The organism is Rhodococcus sp. A14 (genome assembly GCF_011603105.1).
GTDB lineage: Bacteria > Actinomycetota > Actinomycetes > Mycobacteriales > Mycobacteriaceae > Rhodococcus_F > Rhodococcus_F opacus.
Map to the genome: position 1 here is coordinate 22,063 of NZ_JAAOQS010000063.1, position 13,692 is coordinate 35,754.

The 13,692-nt window shown below is 66.4% G+C and carries 10 protein-coding genes and 2 pseudogenes; 4 read left to right on the forward strand and 8 right to left on the reverse strand.

Translation table 11 applies throughout. The features are described 5' to 3' along the window. The first annotated feature begins 11 nt into the window (after positions 1-11). Complete coding sequence (locus tag G9373_RS27760; protein ID WP_054245544.1) at positions 12-1,196, forward strand: dihydrolipoamide acetyltransferase family protein; 1,185 nt, start codon at positions 12-14, stop codon at positions 1,194-1,196. A 9-nt stretch (positions 1,197-1,205) separates the two neighbouring features. Next, positions 1,206-1,454: an acyl carrier protein gene (locus G9373_RS27765; protein ID WP_005261629.1), complete on the forward strand. Its 249-nt coding sequence runs from the start codon at positions 1,206-1,208 to the stop codon at positions 1,452-1,454. Between the two features lie 11 nt (positions 1,455-1,465). On the opposite strand, the gene G9373_RS46720 is transcribed toward G9373_RS27765, so the two are convergent. The 3 genes and pseudogenes from G9373_RS46720 to G9373_RS46730 form a co-directional block, all read right to left on the reverse strand. Beyond that, positions 1,466-1,663, reverse strand: a complete 198-nt coding sequence (locus tag G9373_RS46720; protein ID WP_242323422.1) for a cation transporting ATPase C-terminal domain-containing protein — start codon at positions 1,661-1,663, stop codon at positions 1,466-1,468. A 76-nt stretch (positions 1,664-1,739) separates the two neighbouring features. Next, positions 1,740-2,207, reverse strand: a pseudogene (locus G9373_RS48270) (hypothetical protein); the annotation flags it as partial. A 31-nt stretch (positions 2,208-2,238) separates the two neighbouring features. Beyond that, a pseudogene (locus tag G9373_RS46730) lies at positions 2,239-2,673 on the reverse strand (cation-transporting P-type ATPase); the annotation flags it as partial. A gap of 204 nt (positions 2,674-2,877) precedes the next feature. On the opposite strand from G9373_RS46730, the gene G9373_RS27775 reads away from it, so the two are divergent. Continuing rightward, positions 2,878-5,211 (forward strand): heavy metal translocating P-type ATPase, encoded by a 2,334-nt coding sequence (locus G9373_RS27775; protein ID WP_054245543.1) that lies wholly within the window; start codon positions 2,878-2,880, stop codon positions 5,209-5,211. A 12-nt stretch (positions 5,212-5,223) separates the two neighbouring features. Here the strand turns inward: G9373_RS27775 and G9373_RS27780 are convergent, their stop codons facing one another. From G9373_RS27780 to G9373_RS27795, 4 genes are all read right to left on the reverse strand, one after another. After that, positions 5,224-6,105, reverse strand: coding sequence for a universal stress protein (locus G9373_RS27780; protein ID WP_054245542.1), 882 nt, complete (start codon positions 6,103-6,105; stop codon positions 5,224-5,226). A gap of 121 nt (positions 6,106-6,226) precedes the next feature. Further along, positions 6,227-7,945: a GAF domain-containing sensor histidine kinase gene (locus tag G9373_RS27785; RefSeq protein ID WP_054245541.1), complete on the reverse strand. Its 1,719-nt coding sequence runs from the start codon at positions 7,943-7,945 to the stop codon at positions 6,227-6,229. Between the two features lie 45 nt (positions 7,946-7,990). Continuing rightward, on the reverse strand, positions 7,991-8,662 hold the full coding sequence (locus G9373_RS27790) for a response regulator transcription factor (protein WP_054245540.1): 672 nt from the start codon (positions 8,660-8,662) through the stop codon (positions 7,991-7,993). Positions 8,663-8,757: 95 nt separating this feature from the next. Further along, entirely contained in the window at positions 8,758-9,048 is a 291-nt protein-coding gene (locus G9373_RS27795) for a hypothetical protein (protein ID WP_054245539.1), read from the reverse strand. A gap of 296 nt (positions 9,049-9,344) precedes the next feature. Between G9373_RS27795 and G9373_RS27800 the strand changes: the two genes are divergently transcribed. After that, positions 9,345-9,947, forward strand: a complete 603-nt coding sequence (locus G9373_RS27800) for a hypothetical protein (protein ID WP_054245538.1) — start codon at positions 9,345-9,347, stop codon at positions 9,945-9,947. Positions 9,948-9,985: 38 nt separating this feature from the next. On the opposite strand, the gene otsB is transcribed toward G9373_RS27800, so the two are convergent. Beyond that, positions 9,986-13,627, reverse strand: a complete 3,642-nt coding sequence (otsB, locus tag G9373_RS27805; protein WP_054245537.1) for a trehalose-phosphatase — start codon at positions 13,625-13,627, stop codon at positions 9,986-9,988. Between the last annotated feature and the right edge of the window lie 65 nt (positions 13,628-13,692).

Below are 13,692 nucleotides of genomic sequence, written 5' to 3' on the forward strand. Positions count from 1 at the left end.
GAGGCATAGCCATGTTTGATTTCACGCTGCCTTCCCTGGGCGCCGACATGGATGAGGGAACGTTGACGGACTGGTTGGTCAAACCCGGTGACGAGGTCGAGCGCGGTCAGGCGATAGCGACGGTCGACACCGTGAAAGCGGCCGTGGACGTGGAGATCTGGCAGAGCGGCACCGTTCACCGGTTGCTCGTCGAGCCCGGAACGACCGTGTCGGTCGGAACCCCGTTGGCAACGCTGTCGAGTCCCGGAGAATCACCACCGCCCGAGCGACCGTCTGCCGATGCGGTGCCCGGCACCACCACGGTCGCCACCGCACCGGAACCAGCACCGGCACCGGAACCAGCACCGGCACCACGGCGCAAGGTCTCGCCCAGGGCGCGCAGGGAAGCGGAAAGGACAGGGATCGATCTCGCCGGTGTCACCGGGACAGGCGCCGGTGCTGCGGTCACGCTCGACGATGTTCAGCGCGCGGCAGCCCACAGCATCGAGCCTGGACCGGCCGAGGCGAAGGCCAAGGCCGAGGCCACGGCCAAGACCCGCGATATGCGTCGCGCGATCGCTGCTTCCATGAGCCGCTCCAAGCGGGAGATCCCGCACTACTACCTGATGGACGAGATTCCACTGCGGACGGCGACGGACTGGTTGCGCACCGAAAATGCCGCCCGTCCGATCACCGAACGAGTCCTCCTCGCCGCTGTGCAACTCAAGGCGGTGGCGCTCGCTGCCCGGCAGTTCCCGGACCTCAACGGGTTCTGGCTGGACGGCGAGTTCCGGCCGGCACCCCACATCCACCTCGGGGTGGCGATCTCTCTGAGAGACGGAGGTCTGGTCGCTCCCGCGGTCCACGACACCGCCGACAAACCCCTCTCCCAGCTGATGGTGGAACTCGGCGATCTGGTGACCCGGGCCCGTGCCGGTTCGCTGCGCAGTTCCGAGATGTCGGACCCGACGTTGACCGTGACGAACCTCGGGGAACGTGGGGTCACCTCGGTTTTCGGTGTGATCTATCCGCCTCAGGTGGCGTTGGTGGGTTTCGGGAGGCCCAGTGAACGCCCCTGGGTGTTCGACGGAGATCTGCAGGTCGCGACGGTCGTGACAGCTACCCTCGCCGCCGATCACCGTGCCAGCGACGGAACACGGGGCGCACAGTTCCTGACCAGAATCAACGAACTGCTCCAACAGCCGGACAAGTGGTGAGGACGACAGATGAACAGCGAGACGATCGACTCGAGAGTCATACGCGCATTGCGGGAGATCGCACCGGAGATCGAGGACGAGGAACTGTCCTCGGATGTGCCGTTGCGCGATCAGGTCGATCTGGATTCGATGGACTGGCTGAACTTCCTCGTGCGCCTGCATGCCGTGTTCGGCGTCGATATCCCGGAATCCGACTACGCGACACTGGTGACCGTGGAGGACATCGTCGAATACATTGCCTCGCAAACACACACGTGAGGGCGACGCGGCTACTGCGGGACCTCGGCGGGCGACCGGGGCGCAACGCTCCCGGGTGTCCGTCGCCGGTGCCACCGCCACGCTTCGTCACATCCCCAGACGATGAACGGCAGCGGAAGGAGCCACAGCACCTGATGCCACTGCGGAATCACGGTTCCGAAGATATGTCGAAGCACCGGCACCGTGACGACCAGCGCGGCGAAACACACTTCGAAGGCGATTCCCCACAGCAACAGGGGGGTTGGACGCGACTCCAACCTTTGCGAGCGATGCGTGCTCGGTTCGCGAGGCGAACGCAGTGCCGATCTGGCAGGCGACGATGCCGAGGAAGCTCATCGTCGTCGCCGATTGCCAGGTGTGGTGCAGGATTCCGGCACCCACATCGGCACCCAGATACCAGCCACCTTCGAGAAGTGTCGCGAAGAAGAGCGTCATCACCAATACTGCCGACACACCTCCCAGCAGACCCCACGACCGGACGAGGAGTGCCGGTCTTGTCGGTACAGATGACGCTGGTGGAGCCGAGTGTTTCCACAGCGGAGAGACGTTTGACCAGGGCGCCCTGTCTGGCGAGAGTACGCACGCCCACCGCGAGAGCCAACGTGATCGTCGGCAGTAGGCCCTCCGGCACGTTGGCGACCAGGAGCCCGATTGCGAAATTGACCGAATCGTCGAGCGACAACCCCGCCATGAGCGTCCCCAGCGGGATGAACGCCAGACCCATCTCGAGCGATCCCGGCAGGAGTCGCGCATCGGCGGACACGCGGTCTCCTTCGGTCAGGAAGATCACGTCCCCCGGCACGAGCGACCGGACGTCGACCGTCTCCGTCGTTCCCTGACGGGCGACGCGCGCCCTGGTCGGCAGAAACGCCGCCAATGCTTCGACCGCCTGCTCGGCGTGTCGTTCCTGCACGAACGCGAACGCGGCGTTGAGCAGGATCACGATGACAATCGCGACACCCAGCGGCGCTGAGCCGCTGAAGACGGCGAGTACGGCAGCCATCCACAAGAGCAGCGCCAACGGATGCGTGAACTGCCGCAGTAACTGCCGGGGCCAGGTGCGACCGCGATGCCGAATCAGTTCATTGGTCCCGTAGACGAGTGTTCGTCGCTCCGCTTCCCTCCGTGACAATCCATCCCGTCTGGTGCGGAGGTCACGCAGTAGCCGGTCGGTCGACTCCTGAGGGTCCACGCGAGCTGTCTTCGTCGGCGTCACCATCGCGCACTCCTGGTCGTCGGGTCGATCCGGTACGGATCACGTGGGACGGGCCCGGCGGGGTTCTTCTCCGACGGTGCGCCATCGACGGTTGCGGGGAAAGGGACCTTGGTCCTCTCTTACGGTCGCACGCAGCCCGAACCGGGTCCGGGCTGCGACGATGGAGACACGCGTCCTCACGCGTCGGCCCTCGACGAGGGAAGGCATATGCACGACACACGAACCCGCGAAACGTGGAATGCGCGCCTGACGAGGCTGTTGGCACCCACCCTGCTCGCAGTCACGTCGGTGGCGCTCGTGTCCGGCGTGGTGGCCACTTCGCTCGGTCGGCCGAGCGTCGCGGACGCGTGCTGGGCGATCGGCACGGTGGTGTCCCTGGCGCCCGCTGTGGGCTGGGTCGTCGTGGCACTCCGTCAGCGCACAGCTGGTGTCGACCTCATCGCCGTGCTCGCCCTCGCGGGAACACTCGCGGTCGGCGAGTATCTGGCAGGTGCCCTCATCGGGTTCATGCTCGCGACGGGGCGCACGCTCGAATCCGCGGCGGAGCGGCGCGCGTCACGCGATCTGCGCGCCCTTCTCGAACACGCACCACGACGAGCACACAAACGGATCGGCCACGACGTCCTCCTCGTCCCCTTGGACGAGGTCGAGCCCACCGATCTGCTGGTCGTCGCCTCCGGAGAGGTTGTCCCCGTCGACGGCGTCGTCGTCGCGGACCGATCGGCCGTCCTCGACGAGTCCGCGCTCACCGGGGAGTCTCTCCACGTCGAACGACGGGTCGGGGAGTCGGTGCGCAGTGGGGTGGTGAACGTCGGATCGACGATCGAGCTGCGCGCCACCGCGAGCGCCGCGGACAGCACCTATTCGGGCATCGTCCGACTGGCGCAGGAGGCCGCTGCCGACAAGGCACCGATCGTACGGATCGCGGACCGCTTCGCCGTCTGGTTCCTTCCCCTGACCCTCCTGGTGTCGTCCGTCGCATGGTGGCTGAGCGGTTCCGCCGTGCGCGCGGTCGCAGTTCTCGTGGTCGCGACCCCGTGTCCGTTGCTGCTCGCCGCCCCTGTCGCCATCGTGTCGGGGCTGTCCCGCGCCTCACGGATCGGTGTCGTCATCCGCGGTGGTGGAGCACTGGAAACACTCGGGCGAGCTCGGACCCTGGTGATGGACAAGACGGGAACCCTGACGACCGGCAGGCCATCGGGACTCGACGTCGCAACCGCCCCCGGCCACAATCCCGACGAGGTACTTCAACTCGCCGCAGCCGTCGACCAGCTGTCACCCCATGTTCTCGCCGAGTCGATCGTCCGCTTCGCGAGGGCACGGGGCTGTCCGCTTCCACTGCCCACCGATGTCAGCGAGCAGGCGGGGACCGGGGTCACCGGCATCGTGAACGGTCGTGCGGTGAAGGTCGGTTCGGATCACGGCGTGTTGCCGGACTGGGCGGAGGCCGTCTCGACGCGATCGGCCCTGGACGGCGCGGCGGTGGCCTGGGTACAGGTCGACGACGCACTGGTAGGGGCGATCCTGCTGCGGGATCCTCTTCGTCGAGACGCGCCTCGCACATTGCGGCGATTGCGGGCAGCCGGACTGGACCGACTGATCATGCTGACCGGAGACCGCCCGGCGCCCGCACTCGAAATCGGATCCATCGTCGGACTCGACGCCGTGCTCGCGGAGCAAACTCCCATGGACAAGGTGGCAGCAGTTCAGGCGGAGAAGCGCAAGGCTGTCACGATCATGGTGGGAGACGGGATCAACGACGCCCCCGCCCTGGCGGCGGCGTCGGTCGGAGTGGCGATGGGGGCGCGGGGAGCCACGGCCAGTTCGGAGGCTGCCGATATCGTGCTGACGACCGATCACCTCGCCCGGTTGGCGGACGCGATGGAGATCGCACGACGGTCGAGGCGGATCGCGATCCAGAGTGCCGGGATCGGCATGACGCTGTCGCTGCTGGCGATGATCGCCGCGGCGTTCGGCTGGATCGCTCCCGCGCCCGGCGCCCTGCTGCAGGAAGGAATCGACGTGGCGGTCATCCTCAACGCCCTGCGCGCCCTTCGCGGCGGCCGCTCCTCCGAACTCACGGTGACGCGAGAAACCGGCCTGCTGTTGCAGCGTTTCGATCGTGAGCACGACGATCTGCGGGGAGCTCTGGCGCTGATACGTGACGCTGCAGAGCGGGTGACCGCCGAACCCGGAACCGAGACACTGGCGGCGGTGCGTAGAGCACACACCGTCCTGGTGGAGCAGGTCCTGCCCCATGAACGTGCCGAGGAGACCCAACTGTATCCCGCGCTGGCGGACGCCTTCGGAACGGCGGAGGCCACCGCCCCGATGAGTAGGGCTCATGCGGAGATCGATCGACTCAGCCGGCGCCTGGGAACTCACCTCGGCGCGGTCGAGGCGCACGGCGAAGTCCGCCCGGACCAGCGTGATGACCTTCTTGCCTGCCTGTACGGGCTGTATGCGGTGCTGCGTTTGCATTTCGCCCAGGAGGAAGAGGACTACTTCGCCCTCGCCCCGAGAGTCGACGACGATCACTGACAGCCGTCGGCGCTACCGGACGACGAGGAGTGGGCAGCGGACGGAGTGCATCAAGGCCCTGCTCGTGGATCCCAACAACATACTGGTGAAGCCGCCGCGTCCGCGGCTGCCCACGACGAGAAGTCGCGCGTTGTCGGCTTGTTCGCGCAGGTTGCGCACCGGTCGGTCCATCACGACCATCGTCCGAACCTTGACGTCCGGGAAATCCTCGGCCCGGCCGGCGAGACTCTCCGACAGGAGGGCCGTTTCCTGGGTGACGACCTGCTTCCACCCGGAGACGCTACCGCCCTCGTAGTGCACCGGGAGGTCGACGTCGGACCAGGCGTGAACGGCCACCAGTTCGCACTGCCGCAGGGCGGCCTCCTCGAACGCCATCGAAATGGCGGGCTCGCTGTGTTCCGACCCGTCCACACCCACGACGACGGGCCCCTCGAGTCGGGTGACCTCGGAATCGGGAAGCCCGCGGATGACCGCCACCGGGCACGGTGCGTGGGTGGCGACCGCGGCGCTGACCGATCCCAGGAAGCCGCGCTCGATGATTCCCTGCCGGTTCGAGCCGACGACGACCATCGCGGCGGATTTCGATCTTTCGAGGAGTTCACCGGCCGGCGTTCCGGTGCAGAGCGTGGTGTGAATGTCGAGGGAGTGTCCAGGTACCGCTCGGGCGGCGATTTCCGCCGCGGCAGCCAGCCGGTTCTTCCCGTTGCGTTCCTCGTCGTCGAAGAAGCTCTCCGGCATGCCGATCGGGACACCGTAGGCGCCGGGCACGAACGTGGTCGAGACCACCGACAGTGGGGCATTACGCAACGCCGCCTCCTGTGCGGCCCACGCGACGGCCTGGAGGGACGACGGTGAACCGTCTGTTCCGACAACGATCGGGCGGCGGGCGGTCATGGTGTTCTCCTCGGGGCAACGCGCGGCAGGAGTTGCCGCTACCTCTCATCGTTACGGTGCCTCCGACGCCGGCGTAGGGGAGAAGGTCCCCACCTCGGCGGACGGGCGAGCCGATCCCGGCTCAGGGCAGTGGAGCCGACCACCGGAGAGTGGTTCCGCCGCCGGGGGTGGTGTCGATGGTGAAGCGCCCGTTGACTTCCTGTGCTCGGGCAGCCAGATTGTCCAGGCCACTTCGGGAGACGCCCTCCGGAAACCCTTTGCCGTCGTCCGCGACCTCGATGACGAGATCGTCGTAGACGGAGATGCTGACGGTGACTGTGCCGGCCGCTGCGTGGCGCACCGCGTTGCTCAGTGCCTCACGCAGGACCGCCTCGGCATGTTCGGCGAGGACGGCATCGATGACCGACAGCGGCCCGGACATGTGCACGGTCGTGCGCAGCCCTGAATCCGCGGTGATCTCGGCGATGATCTCGTGCAACCGCCGCCGGAACTGGGTCACGGCACCCGAACCGCCGTGAAGGTCGAAGATCGCGGTACGGATGTCACGCACGATATCGTGAAGATCGTCGACCGACTGCCCGAGTCGCTGCTTGACCTCGGGTGACTTCGCCCTCTGCAGAGTGCTCTGGAGCGACAGGCCGACCGCGAAGAGCCGCTGGATGACGTGGTCGTGGAGATCCCGCGCGATCCGATCCCGATCGGACAGCACGTCCAATTCGTGCATCCGGCGCTGACTGTTGGCGAGCTGCAGCGCGACGGCCGCCTGATCGGCGAACCCCGACATCAACGCCAGCTGGTCCTCGGTGAACGGCGCTGCGTCGGCATGACGGAGCACCACCAGTACACCGGCCACCGATTGCGTTGCACGCAGCGGCAGCGCCAGCGCCGGACCGAACCGGGTTCCCGTCTCGAACCCGGGATCGAAGGCCAGAGCGTTGACGCGGAGCGGTGTCCGCTCACGGAAGGCTTCGCCGGACGTCGACCCTTCGAGTGGAATCGTTCGGCCGATGCGAGCCGACACCGTTCCGGCCGACGCGGTGACCACGAGTTCGGTGACCTCGTCCGACGGGATGTCGGGGTCGTCCGGCACCGCGAGAAACGCGCTGTCGGCATCGGTGAGGGAGAGCGCGTCGTCGGTGATCACCTGCAACACCTCGGCGGTCTCGCTGCCCGCGAGTAGTTCGGTCGCTATCTCACGCGTCGCCTCGAGCCACGCCTGCCTCGTCCGGGACTCCTCGTACAGGCGGGCGTTCTCGATCGCGATCCCGGCGGCGGCCGCGAGTGCGCGGAGAAGGACCTCGTCGTCCTCGGTGAACTGTGCACCGTTCGCCTTCTCGGTGAGATACAGATTCCCGAACGCTTCGTCTCGGATCTGAATAGGAACGCCCAGAAAGGTTTTCATCGGCGGATGGTGGTCGGGGAATCCTACCGAGGCGGCGTGATGGGAGAGGTCCTTCAGTCGGACCGGCTTGGGATTGGTGATGAGGAAACCGAGTACCCCGCGACCGCGGGGCAGGTCGCCGATACGTTCGCGTGTCTCCTCGTCGATGCCCTCGAAGACGAACTCACTCAAGCCCTCGCGCGGGCTGACCACCCCCAGCGCACCGTACCGGGCATCCACGAGATTGATCGCGGCATGGACGATGGTGCGGAGCGTGTTGTCGAGGTCGAGGCCAGACGTGACCGAGAGCATCGCCTCGAGGAGTCCGTCGACGTGCTCCCGGGCATCGACGATCTGCACGATGCGTTCCTGCACCTCGGTCAGGAGTTCACGGAGCCGGAGCTCGGAGAGGCTGCCGAGACGAGGTGCGCTGTCCCGTTCATCGGGTTGACGGGTCACGACACGTATTGTCCCACGTCGTGGAGGCGCGCCGGGGCGGAACCGCTACTGGGCTCGGGGCTTCGCCTGTGAGGTGTCGGACGGTCTCGACGGCATCTTCGTGGCAAGTACCGCTGCCTGAGTCCGGCGTTCGACTCCGAGTTTGGTCAGCAGCCGGGAGACGTAATTCTTGACGGTTTTCTCCGCGAGGAACATCCGTGCAGCGATCTGACGGTTGGTCAGCCCTTCACCGAGCAGGGCGAGGAGCGTCCGTTCCTGATTGGTCAGGTGCCCGAAGATTCCGTCCTTCTCACTGGCGTCCGCGCGGATCTTCATCATCAGGGCGGCGGCGGCGCGACTGTCGAGGAGCGACTTTCCTGCCCCGACGTCGTGGACCGCCTGGGTCAGTTCCATACCCCGGATGTCCTTCACGACGTATCCACTGGCCCCGGCGAGAATCGCGTCGAGCATCGCCTGGTCGTCCGTGAACGAGGTCAGGATGAGGCAATGCAACTCCGGCATCAGCGAGTGCAGTTCGCGGCACAGTTCGATTCCGTTGCCGTCGGGGAGACGGACGTCGAGGACCGCGACGTCGGGTTTCAGGGCCGGCACTCGTGCCATCGCCTGCGAGTAGGACGCGGCTTCACCGACGACGGTCAGATCGGGGTCGGCGGTGAGGAGATCGGCGATTCCGCGCCGGACGACCTCGTGGTCGTCCACGAGAAAGACGTTGATCATGCCGCAACCTCCAGTCTTGCTGTGTGATCGCTCCGGAAGATCAGACTACGCCGGGAGCAGCAGGCATCAGAAGCGTCGCCCGAGGAGCCCGGTGCTCATCGAGCAGCTGGACGGACCGGGCGCGCCCCGTGCCGGCGTGGTCGGTGGGGCATCAACATCGCCACGGCCAGGCCGACGGTGGCGACGAGTGTCGCGGCCGCGCCGACCCCGACCAGCGGGGTTGCGAGCCAGGCGCCGAGCAGGACGACCAGGCCTGCGGTCACTGCTCCCGACAACAGCGCCAGCACCAGCCCGATCGGGTGGAGGTACAGGAACTCGCCGGGTTCGTCGTCGCGCCGGTGACGGTCGTCGCGCGGCGGCGACGCGGTGGTGTGACGTTCGAACATGAGGTCCTCGTTCCTTCGCCGACGGGTGGTTCCGATGTTGTGCGTCGGCCTCTTCCACAACGGTGCGATAACGGAGCGCCCGATTCCAGGGCCGAAAGTCACTCCTGTCGATCTCTGCGGGAGGACGGCGAAGCATGGTGTGCCATCCGGCGTGCAGCGAAGCCGCGCTCCGATACCGGCAGATCGCAGAATGACATTGCAGGACAGGGCAACCCCTGCCTATGACCTTGTGCCCTAGGCTGTCCTCCTCGTACGCGGAAGACTCGGAAACAGAAGGACGGTCCGAGGAGGCTGTGATGACCACTGATCAGGCACTGCGCTGGTGGCGGCTGGCGCCCTGGAGCCGAAATCCGCTCATGCGAGCCACGGACCGTTGCGACTCCGTCGTCGCGGCCGTCCTGATCACATTCGTCCTGATCGTGGTCCCGTTCGCCGCGGCGTTCGGAACCGTGACGTACACCGGCCTGAACGAACGGTCTCATGCCGAACTCCAGACCAGACATGCACAATCAGCCGTTCTCATCGATGATCCGCGACAAGTGGTGGTCGCCGACGCGCCCAGCCGCTCACCGGAAACCCAGGACCGTGCGACGGCTCAGTGGACTGCACCGGACGGCACCCTGCGCTCGACCGCCGTGGAAACCACACCCGGCACTCATAGCGGCGACACCGTTACCGTGTGGGTGGACACGAACGGCAACGTGGTCGACGAACCCCGGTCAGGGGTGCAGAACGCGGCGATCGCCGTGAGCGCGGCACTGACGGTCTGGGTCGCCGCGGCGGTCTGCTCCCTCCTGCTGTATATGGGGGTGCGGTGGATGAACGGACGAAGCCGGATGCGTCAGTGGGACCGAGAATGGAAGGATCTCGGCCGCACACCGGGATGGCCGGTCAGTTGACATCGTGATGCGCTTGTCCCGGACGGGCTACGCAGCCGCTAGCCCAGACTCACCGTGCACCCCGGCTCCAGTCGGACCATCTGGTCACGACACGAGATCTCGATCGCGCGTCGATTTCCGGCGCCCGCGCTGACCTGAACGCGTCGACCGTTAATCGTCAGCCACAACTGGTGCCCGCGATAGACGATCGGAAACTCCAGCGCACCGAGCGCGTTCGGCCATTCCGGGCTGAAGACGAGTCGATCACCACGCGTTTCAAGTCCGGTGAAACAGCGCTGAAGCAGGTCGATGCTTCCCGCCATGGCTGCCAAGTGGATCCCCTCGGAAGTCGTACCTCCCTGGATGTCCGTGATGTCGGACGCGAGCACCTTTTCGAAGAATTCCATGGCCTTGTCACGATTGGCGCGGGCCAGCACCCAGGAATGCACCACCGCGCTCAGCGTCGAACCGTGCGAGGTCCGGGCGATGTAGTAATCGATGGTGCGCGGTATTGCCTCCGGTTCGAACTGATATCCGAGTCGCTCGAACAGATCTCGCAGTTCGTCGGCGGACAGCAGATAGAACAGCATCAGAACGTCGGCCTGCTTCGACGCCCGGTACCGGTTGACGTCATCCCCCTCCGCCTCGAGGATGCGGTCGAGCCGTTGAATGTCGACGTACCGCTCCCGGTAGCCGGCCCAGTCCAGTTCCGACAACTCTTCGTACCCCTCGAACTGACTGATGACCCGATCGTGGAAAGGAACGAACATTCGGCGGCTCACGTCCGCCCACCGCGCCATCTCGTGGGAATCCAAGCTCAGAGAGTCGACGAGATCGGACCGGTTCGGGGTCGGAATCGCATCGAGCGCCTCGATCGCCCGGAGGATCACCCACACGGCCATGACGTTGGTATACGCGTTGTTGTCGACTCCCTCGTGCGGTGCCTCGGGGTAGCCGGAATGAAACTCGTCCGGTCCCATCACTCCGCGGATCGTGTAGCGACCGCGGGTCCCCTCGTAGGAGGCGAGGCCGGCGAAGAATCGGGCTATCTCCACCAGCATCTCGGCGCCGAAATCACTGAGAAACTCCAGATCCCCGGTGACCTGGTAGTAGTGCCACACGTTATAGGCGATCGCGATGCCGATGTGGTGTTGACGCCAACTCGGGTCCGGGAGCCAGCGACCGGACCGCGGATTGAGATGCACTTGCTGGCTTTCCTCCCGGCCGTCGCTACCCGACTGCCACGGGAACATCGCGCCGCGATAACCGGCCGCCCGCGCAGCGCGGCGGGCCTCCGGCAAGCGACGGTACCGGTAGCGCAGCAACGACCGGGTCAAGGTCGGCACCCGCAGGTTCAGGACCGGGAAAACAAACAATTCGTCCCAGAAGACGTGACCCCGATACGCCTCGCCGTGCAATCCTCGGGCCGGCACACCGACGTCCAGGTCGGCAGTGTTCGGCGACACCGTCTGCAGCAGTTGCATCTGATGGAGCCTGGCGATGCGCAGGACGTCCTGGTAATCACCGAGAGTGATGCCGATACGGTCCCACAGGTGCTCCCAGGCCAGCACATGACCGTCCAGCACTTCCTCGAACCCGCCGATCGACGGCACCCAGCGTGCTGCTTCCTCGGCCGGCTCGGACAGCGCGTGATCGCGCCCCGTGAACACTGTCACCATCTTCTCGAACGTCACGGACTCACCCACGCCGAGGTCTACCGTGATGTCGTGGCCTATGCGGCCGTCGCGGTCGAGCAGACGGTACGTGGACGCGCGGTGTCGGTCGTGGGGCGACAGCGTGGTTCGTGCCGCCATGGCCACCGGTATGCCCGATTGATTGGTCTGCATCGCCAGCAGGACGGAGTCCGCCGACAGCGCGCCGGAACGGAGTAGCACGAGATGTTCGGCGGCGAGATCACGGTACCGCTCGACGAGGGTGTTGCGCACCGAACCATCCAGAGCCGAACGCAATTCGAACGAGCCGGACCAGTTCTCCGCGATGATCGTCGTCTGCAGCGCACAGACGTGGGGTAAGTGCATGGCAACGAATCTCCGCTGGATGACCGACGTCGTGCGCCCGGCGTCGTCCCGGTACCGAAACCGGCGGGTGAGCACGGCGCGACGCAGATTGAGGTACTGGCGGTACTCGAGCAGGTCGACGGCATCGACGTCGAACCACGGCCCGCCCTCGATACGAAAGGTCGTCGTCAGCCAATTCGGTGCATTCACCATGCTTTCGTTCACGATCGCCATCCCGCCACGCTCGTCGCTCAAGCGGTTGTACACACCCGCGAGATACGTGCCCGGGTAGTGGACGGTGCCGGCGGTTGCCTCGGGGGCGCACCCGCGAGTGGCGAAGTAGCCGTTCCCCAGAGTGCAGATGGCCTCCCGTAGCTTCTCGGTCGCGGGTTCGTAGCCGTCGAAGAACAGCATCCATGCATCGGCCGCGGACGCGGTCTCGGGGTCGCGGCCGAGAAGATCCCCCAGCCGCTGCAACAGTTCGCGGACCTGAGCCGGATCGTTCACGGCGAATCTTGCCGCCGACCGTCGATCCCCGATCTCACTGCTGCGGACGACGATCCCCACCCCGGTCGCCGACACGGCGTCGAATGCGTCCTCGTCGGTGAGATCGTCACCGACGTAGATCGGAAGCAGGGATCTCGCGTCGTGGATGTGCTCGAGGACCCAGTTCAGTGCGCGTCCCTTGTCCCAATCGACGTCGGGACGGAGTTCGACTACTTTGCGCCCACCGGTGACTCTGAGCCGGACCTCCCCGGACGTGGCGACGTCACGGACCGTGGCGACGACCTCGTCTATCCGGTCGGCGGCAACATTGCGATAGTGCACGGCGACGGTGTACTTCTTGGGCTCGATCAACACGCCCGGCACGTCGCGGAGGCGGTCGGTGAGCGCGCGGGTGGCGTGATGCAGTACCGGTACCGCGGCGAGAGCGTCAGGGTTCTCGTAGTACTGCCCCTGCGGCCCCGCCAACTCGAAGCCGTGGCTGCCCGCGTACCAGATCTCCGCCATGCCGACCCGTGCCTGCACATCCGCGAGGTCGCGTCCGCTGATCACGGCCACCGGGCATTCGCGTGTCAACCGGGCCAACTCGGCGGCCACACCGTCGACCGGAACGGCCGCCGACGGATCGGACACGATATCCGAGAGGGTGCCGTCGAAGTCGAGAAACACAGCGGGCCGGCGGACACGGAGGAAGGCGGTGAGTTCGTGCCGAGACGTCAGCGCGTCCGGAATCTCGGACAACCGGAGATCGCCTGCGCGGACCTGGATCTCGGAGGTGTCGGCGACGACGACGTCTGCTCCACATCGACTCAACCTGTCGGCGCGACGGTCGGGAGCGACCCCGATGACGAGAGCGAAGCCGCCACGGCTGGCCGCGGCTGCCGTTGCTTCTGAGGTCGTGACGACCACCGCGCTGCCCGGACGCGCCCCCAGCCGATCGGCGGCGTCGGCCGGCGACGCGCCTGCGACCCGAACGGGAAACACCTCGGCGATCCCAGCGGAGTCGAGCATCGGCTGAACGTCGCGATCGGACGAGAAGATCGCTGTCGCCACCCCGAGACTCTGCAATCGACCGACGAGTGCCATCGTGGTGTCGGCCCCGGCGGACTCGGTCGTCACGACGTCGAGGTCGAGGATGACCGCATCGTGCCGACGCAGATCGATCGCAGTCTGTGCCATGGGCTCAGCTCCCGGGTGGCGAACGCGGTCGCAGTCACGGGCCGATAACGAGCCCGGTCGGCGCG